At 65.0% G+C, this 19326-nt stretch carries 11 protein-coding genes and 1 pseudogene; all 12 read left to right on the top strand.

What is annotated here, in order from left to right; all coding sequences use genetic code 11:
• Nucleotide 1: 1 nt before the first annotated feature.
• The 12 genes and pseudogenes from OV207_RS17690 to OV207_RS17640 all read left to right on the top strand — a co-directional run bounded on the left by OV207_RS17690 (nucleotide 2) and on the right by OV207_RS17640 (nucleotide 19177).
• Nucleotides 2–1087 (top strand): GTP pyrophosphokinase, encoded by a 1086-nt coding sequence (locus tag OV207_RS17690; protein ID WP_267556342.1) that lies wholly within the window; start codon nucleotides 2–4, stop codon nucleotides 1085–1087.
• Nucleotides 1087–4965, top strand: a complete 3879-nt coding sequence (pglX, locus tag OV207_RS17685) for a BREX-1 system adenine-specific DNA-methyltransferase PglX (RefSeq protein WP_267556341.1) — start codon at nucleotides 1087–1089, stop codon at nucleotides 4963–4965. Before OV207_RS17690 ends, pglX begins: the two co-directional genes overlap by 1 nt.
• Nucleotides 4958–6283 (top strand): AAA family ATPase, encoded by a 1326-nt coding sequence (locus tag OV207_RS17680; protein ID WP_267556340.1) that lies wholly within the window; start codon nucleotides 4958–4960, stop codon nucleotides 6281–6283. The genes pglX and OV207_RS17680 overlap by 8 nt, the downstream gene beginning before the upstream one ends.
• Nucleotides 6280–6945: a hypothetical protein gene (locus OV207_RS17675; protein WP_267556339.1), complete on the top strand. Its 666-nt coding sequence runs from the start codon at nucleotides 6280–6282 to the stop codon at nucleotides 6943–6945. Before OV207_RS17680 ends, OV207_RS17675 begins: the two co-directional genes overlap by 4 nt.
• Nucleotides 6945–9509 carry a PglZ domain-containing protein gene (locus tag OV207_RS17670; protein WP_267556338.1) on the top strand — a complete coding sequence of 855 codons (2565 nt, stop codon included), beginning with the start codon at nucleotides 6945–6947 and terminating at the stop codon, nucleotides 9507–9509. Before OV207_RS17675 ends, OV207_RS17670 begins: the two co-directional genes overlap by 1 nt.
• A 3-nt stretch (nucleotides 9510–9512) precedes the next feature.
• Nucleotides 9513–11552 carry a protease Lon-related BREX system protein BrxL gene (brxL, locus tag OV207_RS17665; RefSeq protein WP_267556337.1) on the top strand — a complete coding sequence of 680 codons (2040 nt, stop codon included), beginning with the start codon at nucleotides 9513–9515 and terminating at the stop codon, nucleotides 11550–11552.
• 225 nt (nucleotides 11553–11777) lie between these two features.
• Nucleotides 11778–12215: pseudogene (locus OV207_RS37790) on the top strand (hypothetical protein); the annotation flags it as partial.
• A gap of 93 nt (nucleotides 12216–12308) precedes the next feature.
• Nucleotides 12309–12836 carry an integrase core domain-containing protein gene (locus tag OV207_RS17660; RefSeq protein ID WP_267556336.1) on the top strand — a complete coding sequence of 176 codons (528 nt, stop codon included), beginning with the start codon at nucleotides 12309–12311 and terminating at the stop codon, nucleotides 12834–12836.
• 257 nt (nucleotides 12837–13093) lie between these two features.
• A complete protein-coding gene (locus OV207_RS17655; RefSeq protein WP_267556335.1) occupies nucleotides 13094–13807 on the top strand; it encodes a DUF2381 family protein in 714 nt (237 codons plus the stop codon).
• A gap of 408 nt (nucleotides 13808–14215) precedes the next feature.
• Nucleotides 14216–15661, top strand: coding sequence for a hypothetical protein (locus OV207_RS17650; protein WP_267556334.1), 1446 nt, complete (start codon nucleotides 14216–14218; stop codon nucleotides 15659–15661).
• The gene (locus tag OV207_RS17645) at nucleotides 15651–17846 is read left to right on the top strand and encodes a hypothetical protein (protein ID WP_267556333.1); all 2196 of its coding nucleotides are present in this window, start codon (nucleotides 15651–15653) and stop codon (nucleotides 17844–17846) included. Before OV207_RS17650 ends, OV207_RS17645 begins: the two co-directional genes overlap by 11 nt.
• The gene (locus tag OV207_RS17640) at nucleotides 17843–19177 is read left to right on the top strand and encodes a hypothetical protein (RefSeq protein WP_420715232.1); all 1335 of its coding nucleotides are present in this window, start codon (nucleotides 17843–17845) and stop codon (nucleotides 19175–19177) included. Before OV207_RS17645 ends, OV207_RS17640 begins: the two co-directional genes overlap by 4 nt.
• Nucleotides 19178–19326 lie beyond the last annotated feature (149 nt).

The following is a 19326-nucleotide window of genomic DNA, read 5'->3' as shown; positions in this document are numbered from 1 at the left end:
CATGACGATCTCAGACGATACCATCAAGAAGGCTGTGCAGCGGTACCACCGCGAGTACGACCGTTACCTGAAGCTCGCTGCGCGCGTGGCCGAAATCTGCCGTTCGGAGATCGTCGAAGGCAACGCCATCCGCGCTCAGGTGACGTCACGGGCGAAGAGCCCGAAGAGTCTGGAGGGCAAGCTGCGTCGCTTCGCGGCGACCGGCAAGAAGTCGATCTCCGACGTCGATGCGGTCTTCGACCAAATCCGCGACCTCGCCGCCGTCCGGGTCGCCACGTACGAACAGCGTCATGAGGACCAGGTCGTCCAGCTCGTTTGCAAGCGCTTTAACGACGCCAGTGGCCAGCGTCCAATCCACGAGCGCAAAGACAAGAACCGCGACGATCCCAACAACTTCTACCGAGCCAGCCACGTCGAGGCCTTTCTCACGACAGCGGACGGAGTGGGCACCTACGCGAACGTGATGGACGTGCCGTGCGAGGTGCAGGTGTGCAGCATGATGGCGCACGTCTGGAACGAGATCGAACACGATCTCGGCTACAAGCCGGCCGCCGGAGTGCTTTCAGACCAGGAGCGGAACTTTCTTGGGATGCTCGGTCAATCAGTCCGGATGGGTGACGGCACCATCTCGAGTCTCTTCGCCGAAACCGAGCGTCGGCAGCGCGAGCAAGGTGGTGCGTTTACGGACGTCTACGACTTCGTGGCTCGTCTCCGTGGCTGGTTCCCGGGCGTCGACTTCGGCCGCAATGCAGGTGCTCTCTTTGAGGCTCTGCAACCGATTCGTCTCGTAAGTCCTGACAGCATCCGTCGGCTCCTCGTGTTGCCCGAGCCGCTGACTGACGCCGGCCGAGCCGCCCTCGATGCGTTCTCGCGTCGACTCGAGGATCGAGGAGACTCGCGCTTCACTCTAGACCCGAATTCTTCGGACCTTCTTCTAGTGCTGCTCCTTCCGAAGATCGGCCGGCATCTCCACGCCCCCACCACCGATTCGCCAACAGACGGCGTGGCGCGGGTGCCGTGGTTCGCAGAGCGGTATCCGGAGGCGCCTGCACCAATGAACCCATTGGCCCAAGCGGGAAAGACCTGATGGACAAGGACACACGCAACGCCATCGAACGCGCCACTCAGCGAGCGCGGAAGCTCCTTGAGGAGGACTTCGCCGTGCAGCTCGATGGTGACTTCGACGTGCACCAGGGAGGCGCGGTGGCCGCGAAGCCTGGGGTTCACCTCTCGGCCCGCCAGGCGTTCCAGCGTGAACGCATCGTCGCTGCCATCGAGCACAAGCGCGCCGCCGGGATGAGCGCCGCTGACTCGGTCGCCGACTACCTGCGCGACGCCGCGTTCACCACGCTCAACCGCTTCGTCGCCTTGAAGATGCTCGAGGCCCGCGAGTTGGTGCAGGAGTGCATCACCAAGGGCGAACAGTCGGCGGGCTACCGCGAGTTCTGCGGTATGGCTCGCGGCCTGCCGCTCCTGCCCGACAGCGCGGGCTATCGGCTCTACATCGAGTCGCTCTTCGACGAGCTGTCGACCGAGGTGAAGGTGCTCTTCGACCGGCGCGATCCGTCGAGCGTGCTCTGGCCGAAGCGCACGACCTTCGAGCAACTCCTCGAGATCCTGAGCGCCACCGAACTCGCCCGCGTGTGGGGCGAGGACGAGACGATCGGCTGGGTCTACCAGTTCTTTAATGGCCAGGACGAGCGCCGGAAGATGCGCGAGGAGAGCCAGGCGCCGCGCAACAGTCGTGAACTCGCCGTGCGCAATCAGTTCTTCACGCCGCGCTACGTTGTCCAGTTTCTGACGGACAACACGCTCGGCCGCATCTGGTACGAGATGCGCAGCACGAACACGGTGCTCACCGAGAAGTGCGAGTACATGGTCCGCAATCCCGGTGAGGAACTCGCGCCGCGCGCGAAGAAGGATCCGCGCGACCTGCGCGTGCTCGACCCGGCGTGTGGCAGCGGCCACTTCCTACTCTACGCCTTCGACCTGCTCCTCACGATCTACGAGGAGGCCTACTCCGACCCGGAGAGCCCGAAGAGCGAAGCCACGGGCAAGACGCTCGCCGAGGACTACCCGAGCCGCGATGCGCTTCGAAAGGCCGTCCCTGGGCTCGTGCTCGCGCACAACCTCCACGGCGTCGATATCGACCCGCGCTGCGCGCAGATCGCCCAGCTCGCACTATGGATGCGCGCGCAGAAGGCGTTCCGCGACTACGGCATCGGCCGCGCCGAGCGCGCACAGATCCGTCGCTCGAACATCGTCGTGGCCGAGCCGCTCGTCGCCGACGAGCAGATCGCCAAGGAGTTCGTTGCGAAGCTGGGTGACGCCGAGCTCGGGCGCGTGTTTACTGGCCTCATCGATGCTTTGAAGCTTGCGGGTGACCTTGGGCTGCTCCTGCGCATTGAGACCCGCGTCGCGCGCCAGCCGATGCGGGGCCAAACGGGAGATCTCTTTGCGCCGCCGGAGGAGCGGATTCGGTCGGCACTCGCGCGCTTCGCAGCCGAGGGTGGCGCTCGAAGGAGCACGAGGCATCGAATCTTTGCTGATGAAATGGCACACGGAGTTGGACTTCTCACCGTCGCAGAAGAACAGTTCGACGTGGTAGTAATGAACCCGCCATTCGGCCTGCCTGTGGACGGGACCTTCGACAAGCTATCGACCGAATATCCCGGCGCCCATCACGACATTTTCGCGGCCTTCGTTCAGCGCGCGGTAGAACTCGCGCCCCACGGACTAGTCGGTTGTATCTCATCTCGATCGTTCCTTGTAACGACTCGTCTTGAGGATTTTCGTCGCAAGAGCGTGCTGCCATCCATCACGCTTCTTGCGGACCTCGGTCCAAGCGTCATGGACAATGCTTCGGTGGAGTCAGCCGCCTACACGCTCCAGGCGCCCGCTGCGAGCGCGGAGACTTTCGCGGTCCTATCTCGCGACGACCTGCATTCGCTCGCATCGCGAGAGCCCAGAGGACGCTATCTGGCGCGTGCGGCCTTTCAAGACCTTCCCTCCGCGAAGATCCTGCACAGTCTCCCAACGGAGTTCCTCGAACTGCTTCGCGCACCTACGGTCTTCGAGGGGGCTTCGGGAACAGCGCGAGAAGGGATGAAGTCTTTTGATAATTTTCGCTTCGTACGAACTTGGTGGGAGGTCGAGCTAGATTCCATTGGCGCGAACCGCCAGTCTGGCTGGACTTGGTTCGCCAAAGGAGGCGGCCATGTTGAATGGTTTGTGCCTTCTGACTTGGTCCTTAATTGGGGAACTGATGGTCGTGAGTTGCAAGAGATCAACCTTCAGCTGAACGGATCGACCGCTCAAGTAAGACAAGCCTCCACTTATTGGCTCAGACGAGGCGCCACCTACTCCCGCCGATCAATCCAGTTCGCTGTCCGCGTTCTCCCCGAGGGTCATATCTTCTCGACCGAGGGGCCAGCGGTTCTTTTGGAGCCTCGTGCAGGACCGACCGTAAGCGACGAGTACCTGCTGGGGTGGCTGAATGCACGGCTGTGTCGGTTGCTGGTCGAGATGCAGGCGAACAAGCAAAAATATCTTACGGGAATAATCAAACGCCTGCCCTGGCGAGTCCCGCCGAAGGCTGTTGCAGCGGACGTCAGCAACTCGGTAGCACAGACGCTGCGAGCCCTCGTCGCCGCGCACTCGCTTTCGGAAACGGCTCCGCACTTCGTGGGATTGCCGCGAGGCGAAGGCTTTGACTCGTCCTACGAGAACGCCCTGCGCCTAGTTGAGGAAGCGAAGGCTAAGATTCGCGAGTGCCAAAATCTCTGTAACGATCGCATCGACGCTCTCTATGGGGTGGATTCTTCCAAGGTCAGGGAGGTCTTGGAGGCGACTCGGGTCGAGGGCGTTAGGGAGGAAGGAGACAGTCGTGCGTCTGATGGAGAGGGGGAGGACGGAGTTGATCAGGAGCCGAACGAACCGCAGCTCTCCCTGAGTCGCAATGACTACGCGCGGCGCGTCGTCGGATGGGCGATTGGACATGCTCTCGGTCGCTGGCAGAGGCGGGAACCTTTTGACCCTGCGCCGATGGATCCATTCGCTGAGCCAGTACCAACGGCGTCCCAATTAGAGTCCTTGCAGGGATCCCGGAAGCTCGCGGCTGCCTCTGAGGACTGGGGCGCTCCAGATAGCCTCCTGTCGCGTGTTCGAGAGGCGGTCGGGTGGCAACTTCGCCAAGACGAACAAACTGTAGAAGCGGCCTTGTGCCGGGAACTTGGTGTGCGCGACCTAGGCGAATACCTCTCGTCGAACAGCAGTAACGGGGCTTGGGCGAATCATCTGGCGACGCACACGAGCGGACGGCGTCGAGCCCCCGTATATTGGCGGTTGACGGCCGGAGCCGTAGTCGGGGTGTGGATAAACTACCTCTGCGCCACGCAGGACACTCTGCCGTTCGTAGTCAAAGAGGTTGTCGAGCCGTGGATCGCTTATTTGGGCCGTGCGGCGGCTGCTTCTTTGAGCGTGGCTGAGAAGCGTGCGCTCATGGCGCGCGCCGATGGTCTGAACTCGCTCCTCTCGGAGTTGAGGCTCGTAGCTCCTCTCTGGAATCCACACCTCGACGACGGCGTCATCATCAACTTCGCGCCGCTCTGGCGGCTCGTCCCGCAGAACAAGGCATGGCAGAGGGAGCTGAAGTCTACCTGGGACGCTCTCTGCGAGGGCAAATACGACTGGGCCCACCTGGCGATGCACCTCTGGCCCGAGCGCGTGGTCCCGAAGTGCGCGAGGGACCGGAGCCTCGCCATTGCCCACGGCCTCGAGGACGTGTTCTGGGTCGAGAGAACCGACGGCAAGTGGACCGCCCAGAAAACGCCCACGCGCAGCGTCGACGAACTCGTGCGCGAGCGAACCTCGACCGCCGTGAAGTCCGCGCTCCAGAGCCTGCTCGAAGCGTCCGCTGCGACCGGCAACGCCAAGAAGATGAAGAAAGGCAAAGCCAATGCTTGAGTCCCTCCAACTCCAGAACGTCGGCCCCGCGCCCGAGATGAAGTTGGAGCTCGCGCCCCGGCTGAACCTCATCACGGGAGACAACGGCCTCGGCAAGAGCTTCCTGCTCGACGTGGCCTGGTGGGCGCTCACGCGGAAGTGGCCGCAAGACCTCAACGCGAACCTGACGTCGGGCTACGCCGCGCGCCCCACCGACGTCACGAAGAGGGCCACCATAGCGTTCGAGGTCGAGAGCAAGACAGGATGCGTGAAGTACGAGAGCCCTTACGTGGCCGACGAGCAGGCGTGGAAGGGCAAGGCCGGGCGTCCGTGGAATCCGGGGCTCGTCGTCTATGCGCTCGCCGATGGCGGCTTCGCAGTCTGGGACCCGGCCCGGAACTACTGGAAGAAGCAAGGAAACATCGACGTTCAGGATCGACTGCCCGCCTACATCTTCAGCTCGAAGGAGGTGTGGGACGGGTTGCGGCTCTCGGTCGATGGGAAGCCTACGCAGGTGAGCAATGGCCTCGTCGCCGACTGGGCATCTTGGATTCGCGAAGGCAGGGACGACGCGAAGCGCATGGCGGCGGTGCTCGCCCTTCTCGCTCCGACCGTGGGGGATAACAGCCTGAAACTAGGTGACAGCTTTGCGCGGCTGTCGGTCAACGACGCGCGTGACATTCCCACGGTCCGCATGGGCTACGGGCAGGACGTCCCCATTCTCTACGCTTCGCTCGGCGTCCGCCGCATCGCCGCGCTCGCGTACATGCTCTCGTGGGCCTGGCGCGAGCACCTCATTGCGTCAAGGCAGCTCGGGCAGCAGCCGTCCTCCCGCGTCGTGATGCTATTCGACGAGATCGAGGCGCACCTCCACCCACGCTGGCAGCGCGCTGTGGTGCCTGCGCTGCTGAAGGTCGTGCAGACGCTGACCGAGGATGAAGGGGCGTCGGTCCAACTCATCGCCGCGACGCACTCGCCGCTGGTGCTCGCATCGTTAGAGCCGCTCTTCGACGTCGAGAAGGACGCGTGGTTCGACCTCGATCTCGAAGGCGGGCAGGTCGAGCTTCGCAAGCGAGAGTATGTCCGTCTCGGTGAGGTCGGGAACTGGCTGGTCAGCGACGCCTTCGACCTGAAGGAACCACGGTCGCTCGAAGGCGAGCGTGCTGTGCGTGCCGCCCGTGACGTCCTGAGCGCAAAGCCCCCCTCGCTCGAGGAGATCGAAGCTGCCGACAATCAGCTCCGCGAAGCCGGGCTGCCGGACATCGATCCCTTCTGGGTTCGATGGACCTACTTCGTCGAGCAGGCCAAGAAGGCCGCCGCTCCGGAGAAGAAGTCATGATCCCGGTCGCGCTCGCCCACGAGCCTCCCGAGTTCGACGCGAAGGTCCGGCAGCCCGGCCTGTCTGCCATCGACGAGCTGGTCGGACGCCAGCCGCGTCTGAAGCGGCCGGGCCGGAAGCGGGAGAAGCTCGCCGACAAGGAACAGGACATCCCTGCCGACGCGTTCCCACCGTGCTGGCGCGAGGCGCTCCCCGAGATGCTCGTCGCGTACGAGCGGAGGTGCGCATACCTCGCGATGTACATCCATCACGCGACCGGCAATCCGACGGTCGATCACGTGCTGCCGAAATCCTACACGTGGAACCAAGTCTACGAGTGGGCGAACTACCGGCTGTGCGCGGCGATCATCAACTCCAAGAAGGGCGCGCTGCTCACGCTGGTCGATCCGTTCTCCATCGGGCCGGGCTGGTTCGTGCTCAACTTGAACACTCTGCACGTTGAACGTGGCGACGTGGCTCCAGAGGCCGAGTGGAACCGCATCGACGCGACGCTCCCGATGCTGAACCACCGGCTCTGCGTACAGGAGCGTGAGGAGTACGTCCGCTGCTACCGCCTCGGTCCGGGGGCGGGTGGTTTCGACCTCGCGTACCTCGAGTACCGCGCCCCGTTCATCGCGTCCGAGCTTCGGCGGCAGGGACGGCTCGTGCGAGGAGACACCTGATGCACCCGCTTCACGACTATGTGGCGAAGCAGCTTGCCGACAAGATTAAGTCCCGTCGGGTGGTCGTCTGGTACGACGAGCGCGGCGAGTTTCGGACCTTCGTCGACGAGCTGCGCGGCGGCGCACGTTCCGGAAGCGCCCCCGTGTCGGTCGCTGTCGTCGGCACGAACGCGCACCTGGCCGAGTACTCGGGCTCGATGTTCGAGCTGCGCGCGGTCGTCGAGCCGCACGTCAGCGGCGACGCGCCGTCTGCCGTGGTCGTCTACATCCCTGGCGTCGGGCGCGACCGCCGTGCCTCCGTCCTGATGGAGCTGGAGAAGGCCGGCACGACGTGGGAGCCGCAGCTTGTGCAGCTTGCGAAGAACGTGCTCCTCCAGAAGTACACGCTCGGCGTCGTCGACGAGATGCTACCCGGGGGCCGCAAGGTCTCCTACGAGGACCTCGCGCGCGCGGCCGCGGGCAACTCGGGCGCCGAGCCGCCGTCGATCTTGAAGATTATCTACCAGGAGGCCAGCGGCAACGACGGGCTGCTCACGGCGTGGCTCGTGAGCGACGCGCGCGACGCGCAGATCGTGGAGAAGGAGGCGACGCGGGAGCTGACGAAGCTCGTGAAGGCACGCCTCGGGCTCGACCTCGCCCCTGACTCGCCGCCCTCGAAAATGCGCGCCATCACACTGCGCTACGTGCTCGCAGGCGAGTTTCGCCTCGACCTCTCGTGCGATGCGCCCGCGTCACTCGATGGCATCCCTGCGCCCAGGTCGAAGGACGAAGAGTCGGCCGTGCGAGAGCTCGCGCGTCGCCTCCGCACTGGCCATGCGGACGCTTACGCGGCGCTCGCCGATCACGTCGAGGAAGAGCTGGGGCTCAAGAACGCGAAGCTCCTGCCCGGCGCACTGGGAGCGATCGACACGTTCCGTTTCGAAGAGCGCGCGCTGCTCCGTTACGCAGGTGACCTCATCGCGAACGGCGAGTTCGAGTCCGCGATCGCCCTCGTCGCCGAGCGAGAGCAGAGCTTCTGGCTTGACCGCGACGTGAGTCGGAAGGCCCAGTGGGAAGCCACTCGGCGCATGGCCGAGCTGGGCAACGTGGCGGTCCAAGTGGAAGCGGCAGTCAGCAAGACCTCGGGAGGTCCGGCCACATGGCTCGACGCCTATGTGTCGCCGGGAAAGGATGGGACCGGCTGGTTCCGTCTCGACCAGGCGCAACGTCGGCTCGAGGCCTGGGTCGCGAACCTCGATGAGGAGCCCGAGGAGCGCCCGCTGGGCGTGGTCCGGCGCGCCTACGAGGACGCGTGCCATGTAATGGCCGAGGGCTTCACCAAGGCGCTCGCCAAGGCCGGGTGGGCCGTGTCCGGCGCGCTCCACCAGACACGCATCTGGAGCGAGGTCGTCGCCGACAAGCCCAAGCCCGTCGCCTACTTCCTCGTCGATGCGATGCGCTATGAGATGGGCGTCGAGCTCGCCGAGCGCCTGCCGAAGACCTCCGAGGTTTCGGTGCGTGCGGCGGTCGGTGCGCTGCCGAGCATCACGCCCATCGGCATGGGGGCGCTCCAGCCCGGAGCGTCGGCGAGCTTCTCGGTCGCCGAGCAGAACGGCAAGCTCGGTGCCCGCATCGACGACTCCTTCCTGCCGGACCTCGCGAGCCGAAAGAAGTTCGCCTCCGCGCGCGTGCCGAAGCTGGTCGACGTGGCGCTCGACGAGCTGCTGAGCCTCCAGCCCTCGAAGCTGACGAAGAAGCTCGACGGAGCGCAGGTCGTCGTCGTCCGCTCGCAGGAGATCGACCATGCTGGCGAAACGGGCTTCACGTTCCAGGCACGGCAGGTGCTGGACACCGTCATAGACAACCTCGCGCGCGCAATCCGCAAGCTCGCGGCGGCGGGCATCGAGCACGCTGTCGTCAGTGCCGACCACGGCCACCTGTTCTTCGCAAACGACCGTGACGAATCGATGCGCACCGACGCGCCCGGTGGCGACACGGTGGAGTTGCACCGGCGCTGCTGGATTGGGCGCGGTGGGGCGACGCCTCCCGGCTGCGTGCGCGTGCAGGCCTCGGCGCTCGGCTACGCGTCCGACCTCGAGCTCGTTTTCCCGGCGTCGTCGGGTGTATTCAAGGCAGGCGGCGACCTCGCGTTCCATCACGGCGGACCGTCGCTGCAGGAGATGGTGATCCCCGTTCTGACCGTGCGCACGAAGGCGCGCGAGTCGGTGCGTCCTTCGGTGGGCCCGATCGAAGTGACCGGCCTGCCCTCGGCGGTGACCAACCGTATCTTCAGCGTCACGTTCACCTACGGAGCGAAGCAGATGATGCTCGGCGCGACGGGGATCCAAGTGCGGCCGCTCTTGATGGCGGCCGGCAAACAGGTCGGCGCCGTCGGCATGGCGGTCGACGCGCAGTTCGACCGGTCCACCGGCGCCGTAAATCTCGAGCCGAACAAGCCGGCGACCGTTGCCTTCTTGCTGAGCGACGAGAGTGTCGCCTCGTTGCGTGTCGTTGTGCAGGACCCGACGACCGACGCGGAGCTATACCGATCGCCCACTGACATCTCGGTTCGACTTGGAGTGTAAGCCATGAGCAACGGAGCAACCCCGACACGAGATGCGCTCGACGACAAGGTCAACCGCCTGTTCGCTGGGAAGGTGGTGCGCAAGGACCTCGTCCGAAAGGTGAAGGTCGGCGCCAACGTGCCGGTCTTCGTCCTCGAGTTCCTCCTCGGGAAGTACTGCGCGTCGAGCGACGAAGTCTCGATCCAGATGGGACTCCAGGTCGTCAACGACACACTTGCGAACAACTACATCCGCTCCGACGAGTCGATGAAGGCGCAGGCGATGGTGAAGGACCGCGGGCGCCACACCTTCATCGACAAGGTGAAGGTGCGCCTCGTCGACTCAGACTACTGGGCCGAGGTCACGAACTTCGGCCAAAAGAACGTCCACGTGCCCGAGCACTACGTGCGCGACTACGAGCGCCTCGTCATGGGCGGCGTCTGGGCCCAGATCGACATGCGCTTCGAGTACGACGAGGAGTCGAAGGGCAAGAACCCGTTCTGGATCGACAAGCTCACACCCATCCAGATCGCGACCTTCGATCTCGAGGAGTACCGCCGCGTCCGACGCGAGTTCACGACCGATGAGTGGCTCGACCTCATGATGCGCAGCATGGGCTACGAGCCCGGCGAGATGACGCGACGGCTGAAGCTGCTCTTCCTCGTGCGCCTCATCCCGCTGGTCGAGCGCAACTACAACCTCATTGAACTCGGCCCGCGCGGCACGGGCAAGAGCTACGTGGTGCAGGAGGTCTCTCCGTACTCGGCGCTGCTCACCGGTGGCACCACCGTCGCCAACCTCTTCGGCCACATGAACGGCCGCCAGAAGGGCATGGTGCAGATCTGGGACGTCGTCGGGTTCGACGAGGTCGCCGACCTTCAGAAGATGCCGAAGGAGGTCATTACGACGATGAAGACCTACTGCGAGTCCGGCACCTTCCAGCGCGGGCAGGAGGCGGTCTCTGGCGACGCGAGCATCGCGATGTTCGGCAACACCAATCAGCCCATCGACGTGATGGTGCAGACCGGCCACCTGTTCGCGCCGATGCCCGACATGATCCGCGACGACATGGCCTTCATCGACCGCATGCACTTCTACCTCCCTGGCTGGGAGATCCCGAAGATGCGGAACGAGATGTTCACGATCCACTACGGCTTCGTCGTGGACTACCTCGCCGAAGCGCTCCGCGAGATGCGGAAGCACAACTTCACCGAGATCATCGACCGCCACTTCTCGCTCGGCGCCCACCTCAACGCCCGCGACCGCAAGGCGGTGCGCAAGACCGTCTCCGGCTTGATGAAAATCCTCTTCCCGCACGGCGAAGTCACGCAGGAGGAGCTCGGCGAGATCCTCGAGCTCGCCATCGAAGGCCGCCGCCGCGTGAAGGAGCAGCTCAAGAAGATGGGCTCCTTCGAGTACTACCACACGTCATTCAGCTACACGCTGCAGGACACCGGCGAGGAGAAGTTCGTCGGCGTGCCCGAGCAAGGTGGCCGCGACCTCATCTCCACCGATCCGCTGGCCCCTGGCACCGTCTACAGCGCGGGTGTCACCTCCGACGGCACCGTCGGTCTCTACCGCGTCGAGGTCTCCGTCTCGACAGGCACGGGCAAGTTGAAGCTTGCGGGCGGCGTGTCTGGCGCGATGAAGGAGTCCGTCCAGCGCGCTTTCAGCTTTCTGCAAGCGAAGAAATCGGAGCTGGGCATTGCACGCGACCTCGACGTCTCCGACCTCCATGTCGAGGTCATCGACCTACTCGCCAATCGCGTCGAGGCCGAGCTCGGCGTCGCCCTCTTCGTCGCCGCCTACTCAGCGCTGCGTAAGGCGCCCGTGAGCCCCGCGCTCCTCATCCTCGGGGACATGAGCGTCCAAGGGAACATCAAGCCCTTGCGCTCGCTCACCGAGCCGCTCCAGGTCGCGAAGGACAACGGCGCGAAGCGCGCTCTCATCCCCATCGAGAACAAGCGGAACTTCCTCGACGTGAGCGCCGACATCATGGAGCATGTCGACCCGATCTTCTTTGGCGATGCCAAAGCCGCCGCGATGAAGGTCCTGGGGAGCTGAGTCGCGGAGGAGGATCTTCGAGGCGCGGTTCGATGGTTGTGATTACCGGATATTTGGGGCCGGTGAGAAGCGAGCGTCGGCGAACGCGTTATTGCATGCATAGTCCTACGGATGGGGCCGAAGGATGCTGGGCTTGACGGAGCGAAAGTGGGTGAGTGTGCACAGATGCCTCTGTGATGCCATGCGGTCCGTTACGGGGCGCGGCAGAATTCTGGCGTGCTGGCTATGGCCGGCAAGAATGGCAGGATGAGGGCCTTCGTAAATGCGCTGGCTCAGACGTTGCGCTCGGTCTTGCGGAGCCGTTCGGAACTGGCTCTGGAGAATTTGGCTCTTCGCCAGCAACTCGCGGTCTTTCGCGAGAAGCGCCCATCACCGAGGCTTGCACGGGGCGATCGCCTCTTCTGGGTATTTCTCCAGCGCTTCTGGCAGGGCTGGCGGCGTCCACTGTGCCTGGTGCAGCCGGCGACGGTGGTGAAGTGGCATCGGATGGGCTTTCGGCTCTTCTGGCGCTGGAAGTCCCGAAGCCGGGTGGGACGTCCTCGGGCAGCCCTGGAGCTGAGGGCGTTGATTCGGCGCATGGCCGAAGCCAACCCGACATGGGGGGCCCCGCGCATTCACGGGGAGTTGCTGAAGTTGGGGATGGAGGTAGGCCAGACAACGGTCGCTCGTTACATGCCCAGACCGAGAAGGGGAGCGCCGAAACCATCACCAACATGGCGGAACTTCTTGCGCTTGCATCTGGCGGAGTCCGCGGGGATGGACTTCTTTGTCATTCCGACTGCGGCGCTTGGCGTGCTGTTCGGACTTGTGGTTGTGAGTCACCGGGACAGGCGAATCCTCCACCTCAATGTGACAGCGCACCCGACGGAAGAATGGACGAAGCAGCAGTTGCGAGAGGCCTTTCCCTGGGCCAGTGCTCCGAGGTACTTGCACCGAGATAGGGACAAGCTCTACTCCGAGGGCGTTCGCGCCACGCTTACCCATTTGGGGATTCGCGAGGTGCCGAGTGCAGCACGGTGTCCGTGGCAGAATCCCTATGCGGAGAGAGTCATCGGTTCGATACGTAGGGAGCTGCTGGACCATGTCGTCGTCCTGAACGAAGCCCACGCTCGGCGCCTGCTGCGCGAGTACCAGCGCTACTACAATGCGAGCCGGACTCACCTGTCGCTCGGGAAGGATGCGCCCGAGACGCGTAAGGTGCAGGGCCCGGAGCATGGAGCCAAGGTGATAGAGCTACGGGAAGTCTTCGGGCTCCACCACAGGTACGAGCGCCGCGCTGCGTAGAGTCGCGGTCTTTCCAACAACACCCTCGTAGACCCGCGCGTGCTGCACCAGCCTACCTGCGTTCGCAGGAAGGTTGGGGAGTGTCCACACGCAGGCAGAGAGGAGTTGAGGCGTCTGAGCCGGGCATAATTCCGACCCCTATCAAACGGAAGGGAGGCCCCAGCGGCTCGTCATGCGCATCGCTCACGTCATGACGCACGTTTTGACGCAGCCTTGACGCACTCATGACGCAGCGACTGAATTTTGGGTAGGCACAGGTGGTGCTGGAGGGGCGCGAGCGCTTCTCGGTCCTGGATGCCGGCCTCAGCACGTTGCGCTTGGTTCCTTCAGCCGGATTCAATGCGGGAGATCGGCTCAAGCTGACGGTGCGGTTTCTGGATGGAGCAGCCCCGGCGAGTGCGACGTTTGTCTTGGTCGCGCACCCGGCAAGGTCAGAAGCGCTCGTCGAGGTCTATCGGCGCAAGAGGGGCGTCGAAACGTACCAGGAGGAGGTCCGGCAGGCGCGTATTGAGGCTGAGCGGTGCAAAGAGGAGAATGCGCGCCTGCGCGCGGAGCGAAGTGCTCCTGATGGGTTGACGGGACTCATATCGACAGCAGTCCTCAGCGGACGAGGCGTTGACTTCCGCGACCTGACCGAGATTGCCACTCAGGCCCCGGGAGGGGCAGCAAGCAAACACAATGTTTATGCATATCGTGCATCCCGCAGAGTGGCTGTAGAGATCAGCCTCAAGTCAGGCGCGGACGCCCAGCCGTGGACCGCAGAAGGTGCGACGCTTCGGGGCAAGGCAAACGAGGAACTGCAGGTTCTCCAAGTGTGGCAGTCCGGCCCTTTGGCCCCCGGTTCGGCGACCCAGCGCGTGGTGGTAGAGGCTGAGACTGCATCCGAGTCCCCGCAAGGGAGCTTCACGCTCAAGCTCTGGGATACGGATGGGCGCCGCACCGTCACACTGGGCAACGTCACCTTCCCATAAGCTGGAGTGTGCGCGAGTGAATGCGCGACTCACTGATGGCTGCGGGCGCCCTGATGGCGACGCTCCTGCACCACCCTATCACTGCACCTCGATGTCGGTGTTGGTCTCGCGAGCTGCGCAGGGACCTCCTGTGCCATGTAAGGCACTCGCTGGCAGTCGTCGTGCGCGAGTAGCGGTCTGCGCTTCGTCGTGCAGCATGCCTGACGGACGCTGAGGAGTGTCGCCACTGTCATTCCTATTCGCGCGGCTGGCGCCGTAGCGTGGCGTGGCACGTCTGTCTATCCCCCGGCGGGCCGGGTCGTATGTGACTTTTTCAGTGCAATGCCCCACCCGGTCCTCCGCCTTGTCGGACCGAACAGGGAACCTCTGTCCTAAGCGCCCCTGCTGGGGCCTGCCACGGAGGCGTCGATGGGCATGCATTGGAGTTGGGCCGTCGTCTTGCTGCTGCTGTTACCCGGGGCAGGAGGGGCGCAGGAGGCCGTCGCCCCAGAGGACTTCGATGCCACCGTGAGCAGGCTGGAGGAGGCCATCTCGGACAAGTCTTCCGGCGAGGAAGAAGAGGGCGTGGCGCAGCCCGAGGAGGAGGCTTCTGCGCTCGCCACGTCCGACTCGACACCCCCGATGACGAACCTGCTGCGCATGGACGCGGCGACGTTGACGTTGTTGCCGCGAAGGGGCGAGGGCACCGACGAAGGCTTCGTGCAGGTGGAGCCCATGGTGGCCTTGGGGAAGGGAGAGGCGTTGCGCCTCATTCTCGGGGCGCCGGTACGGCTGCGGCTGTGGGGTGGAGGGGAGGGGGCGGGCCTCATCAGGAAGGAGGACTGGGACACGCTGTCCGACTGGGGGCAGGTGGTGCGCCTTTTCATGGTGGGAGGGGACACGCCCAACTCGTTGTGGCTGGGGATGATGGAGGGCTACTCCCTCTTGTCCGGGCACCTGGTGCGGCGCTACGGCAACCGCGTCAACCCCGACTACCACCCCGCCGGAGTCATCGCGACGGGGACGCTGGGGCCGGTGTACGCGGAGGCCTTTGCTTCGGACGTGCTGAGCGCTTGTCTGGCGGGAGCCGAAGTAGCCCTGGACGTGCAGCACGTCCTCTTCGGCAGGCCCCCTGTCCCCGGGCGCTACACGCTGGCGCTGTCCGCGGTACATGACTGGGGGCGGGTGGGCGGCACCTCGAGGCCCATGACGTTGGCGCACCTGGATGCCACCGCCGTGGTGCTGCGGCGAGGGCGCAAGGGCAAGAGGGTGGAGGCGCACCTGCTGGGCGGGTGGGGTGGACGCCCGGGCGAGGGCGGGGCATGGGGCGCGGTGGTGGGCGTGGGCGTGGATGCGCTGACGCCGACGGTGGACTTGCGAGCCCGCCTGGAGGGGCGCCTTCAGCGTGGAGGCTTCCGTCAGGGCGCCTTCGGCCCGGACTATGAGTTGGCGCGCTTCCAGGTGGCGGGCCTGGCCTCCGTGCCGCTGGCGGAGGTGTCCTTCCCGGAGGGGGCTTCCGCCTACGGGGAAGTGATTCTCAGCTGGGACGCGATGCGGCTGAGTGGCATGCGCCAGCGACACCTCTTCCTCTCCCTGGGAGTGGAGGCCTTCTCCTGGGGCCGGGTGGACGTGGATGGGCGGGTGGAGGCGCAACTCTTCCACCGTGATTTCAGCCTGGGCGTTGGTGGGTTGGCGACGGCCATGGGCCAGCCCGGAGCGCGCTACCTCGTCTCCGGGGAGGCCCGGTGGCGCTTCCTGGGAGGCAACCTCTACGCGCTGGGGCAGGGTGGCACGCTGCTGTTTCCTACGCCGGAGGGGACGCTGCGACCGGGGGTCTTCGCGGCCGTGGGGCTGGGGGTGGACAATGCGCGCTGAGCAATTGTCGCGCGGCGGAGCTGGCCTGGTGCTGGCCCTGGCGCTCCTCACAGTGGGGTGTGCCTCACTGCCCTCACGGGCGGGCCCTGGAGGCACCCTGGCTGCCGTCTCGGGCGCGACGCCCATGGCGGCCTTGGGGCGCGGTGCCGTCGCGAGTCTCCCCGAGGACGACGCGCTCGAGGACTTCGATGGCGAAGAGGCCGCGGCCGGACCGCTTCTGCACCGCCGCCGGGCCACGCCGTCTCCCCCGAACCCCGGCGGAGGTGAGACGGCACCGCTGCGTGTGGTGGGCGCCCTGGCAGGAGCGTGCGGGGATGTGCCCTCGGGCTGGCCACATCTGGACTCGGAGGACGAGGTGCTGGCGCCATTCTTGGAGTGCACCACACCAGCGGCCTTCCTGGCCTTGCAGCGCTTGGCGGACATGCCTCGGCTGGTGGAGGCCTTCTCGGACTGGAACGCTGTCCGGTTGGGCGCCCTGGGCCCCCTGGAGGCCGAGGCCGCCCGCGTCCTCCTCAAGAAGCGCGCGGCCTTCCTCGCCACCGCCGTCGAGAAGCACGGCCTGGCCAAGGCGGAAGTCCTGGCCCTCTTCGTCCTGCACACCACCCACGACGACGAGGTGCGGCAACTGCTGCGCCTGTTGGCCGAGGACAAACTGCTCAAGCGCGCTCTGGGGGCCATGGAGGTGGTGCGCGAGGAGCTGAAGCATCGGGGCATGGCCCTCACCGACTTCCCGGAGAGGGACTTCCGTGCTGGCGACATCGCGCGCGGGCTGGGACGGGCCGCAGATGACGTCGCGGCCTCCATTCCCCTTGTCGGCGGAAGCCGGAGTGTGGATGCGTCCGCGCTGCCCCCGCAGCTCCCACCGCCCTACCGGGCTGCATACGAGGAGGTGGAGAAGGCGCAGTACCTGGGGGCCTTCGCACCGGTCAACGTGGCCCTGGCGTCCTTTGACCACCTCACCTTCGGTGTGCCGCTGGGTTTCTACCACCTGGCGGCAGGGACGGCGCAGGGCGGGGCTTCCCTCGCTAAGGGGGAGTACGAGGAGGCCACGCGACAGTTGGCGCCCGCGGCCCTCATGGTGGGCTTGTACGCGGGAGGAAAGGGGGCGCGTGCATTCCGTGAAGCCGGCCTCTCCAGGCAGGAGGGGGCACGGCTCCAGGCCGTAGTGTCTCGGGTGGAAGCGCTGAAGGCCGTGCTGGAGAGGTTGGAGGCGCAGATAGGGGAGAGCGGCGTGGGAGAACTGGCCCGCTACCTCCAACAGAGCGGGGAGGCGGCCTTTCTGGTGGCGGAGTGGGGCGAAGCCGGCGCGCTGGCTCTTCACGAGGCGCGAGGCAACGTCGCTCAAGCACAGGCCACGTTGGCGGTGCGGTATCGCGAGCCTCCGAGTGCCGCATCCACCGGCGGGGGCTCAGGGAGAAGAGGCGGCAGTAGACCCTCCGTGCCTCCTGAGGCAGCCGGACTCCCTGCGGAAGTGGCGGAGGCGAAGTTCAAGCAGTTGGAGGCGGAGTTCCCGGGAGAGCGCCTGTCGATGGACGTGGCGGAGCTGACGAGGCACCGCCAGGCACTGCAGAAGGCTGCTCCTGCCGAAGTCGCTGCGGAGCCACTCTGGTCCGACTACGTGGCGTACCTGGAGACGAGGGCCGCGGAAATAAAGAAGAGAATTGCGGAGAAGGGGCCACTGAAGTGGGCCGGCTACCAGCTTCTTCGTGACCGGTACGCCCGGGGACTGGCCTTCGAGAGGAAGATGGTCGCCCTCCTGGAAGCGGACGCGGCCCTCCCACGGTCGAAGCGGCGGTGGCTCAAGGACTTCGACCAGCCGCGCATCGAGACGCACGTGGGGGTGGCGAAGGCGGACATCCGCTTCGCGGACGTGCTCGTCATCGAAGAGGGGCCCTCTGCTGGCCTGAGTCCCCACGTGGAGACGTTCAGCTTCAAGAGTCGGGACCTTAAGGCGTTGGACAAGGACTCCCTGGCGGCACAAATGACTACGGACGCGAGCAGCGCGCTGCGGTATTACGGTGGTGAATTAAACATCCTCCGAGAAGGGATGCGGCAGCAGGCACGAGTCCAGAGGGTTCGCCTCGTTTATGAAGGGACTCTCAAGCCCACGAAACCGGAAGCTTGGGAGACCGCATTGAGACGCACGCAGAGGAAAGTTCCCGCGGTGGAGGTGCTGGTCCAATGAGTGCCCCGAAGACTCCCTGCACGAGCGAAGTCGATCACCTTCTGCTCACCCTCGAAGGCACGTTCAGCGACCAAACTGAAATGGAGGTTGAGCTTGTCCCGTTTCTCAATGCACTTGAAAAGTGCCCAGGGGACTGGGCTCCCGATATCGTCAAGGGGGCGCGGAAACGAAAGTATGCACGCGCTGCCTTCTGGCAGGCACTGAAGGAGCGCCGCGACGATGACAGTGCGTCTGTCGCGCTTTACCGCGCAGAATCTCCTGCTGTGGAGTTGACGCTTGAACTCTGGCTGCCGCCCCACCCTTCTGAGATCAACATCTGGCTCGACGTACAACCGCTCGCTCACTTCTCAAACGAAGGGGACTGTAGAGGGATCGTCGAGATGGTCCGAGCTTGGGCGACTCACTATCCGGCTTCCTATGCTGCAGCACACAGTATGGCTGACCGCGAGTTGGCGGGCTTCCCTCATTTCGGCCGCGAAGCTGAAGTGTCTCGGAGGGATGGCTTCGAAAAGGTTTATGAACTGTGTTGGCTGAACGTCTTCGGTCCCAAGCTCGTAGAACGCGTTGGTCGTGAGCGGATGCTCTCGACTCCTGCACACCTCGTGGAGGAGCTTCCCAACGGCTCCGTCCTCCTGGTGCTGCGGCCCACCGCTGTGGACTTCGCGAGCGACGAAGCACGTGTGGCCCAGGCCCGAGCCCATGTCCACCTGCGGCCGGATCTCGACTTCGACACGGTGCTGTGCACGCTGAGGGAGCGCAGTGCTGCACTCGTACCCGTCGAGCCGCGTTTCCACCCCGACGTGGCGCCGTTCCTCTCGCGGCTGCCGGACGAGTTCGCCATCAGCGAGCGGCAGCGGAAGATTGCCGAGCTCAACGCCTTCCGGCCTCCAGAGCCAGAGGAGTGGCTTCCGGTCGCCCTGCCGCCAGATGTGGAGAACCCGGAGCGCGTCCTCACGTCCTACGGAGACCTGTCCGAAGGCCTCGTAGCAGCGCTGCACACCAAGGTGCCCTCCATCATGGATGAGACGCCTGAGTCCCTCACGGACCTGGACTTCTACTTCTGGAGGGAGAACTTCCCGGAGCGGTACACGCGCGAACTCATCGACAGTCACACAGCCCCAGCGCTGGGGGCCTACCTGGGTGACGTGCTGGTGCGGCGGCTAGGCGGGACGTGGGTGCTGCGGCAGAAGATGGAGGAGTCCCAGGTGCGGGTGGGCAAGCGCGTCTGGCTACCCTTCCTCCGCGCCCGCCGGTACATGCAGTCCCGCCAAGCGCTGCTGGAGTACTCGCTCACCCAGTTCTTCAGGGAGGTAGAGCGGCAGTCTGGCTAACTTACGGCAAGATCCGTGTGTAAGGGCGAGCCCGAGAGACTGTCAAGTCCCGATTGCCAACATTGCTTGGCTTTCGTAGTCTACGCTTAGAGCAAAGGAGGGTGCCTGAACAACGATCTGAGTCTTTTGACATGTGGTGACTCTGGCGC

Origin of the sequence: Corallococcus sp. BB11-1 (genome assembly GCF_026626625.1) — a bacterium.
Taxonomy (GTDB): domain Bacteria; phylum Myxococcota; class Myxococcia; order Myxococcales; family Myxococcaceae; genus Corallococcus; species Corallococcus soli.
This window is presented reverse-complemented; position numbering and strand designations above follow the sequence as displayed.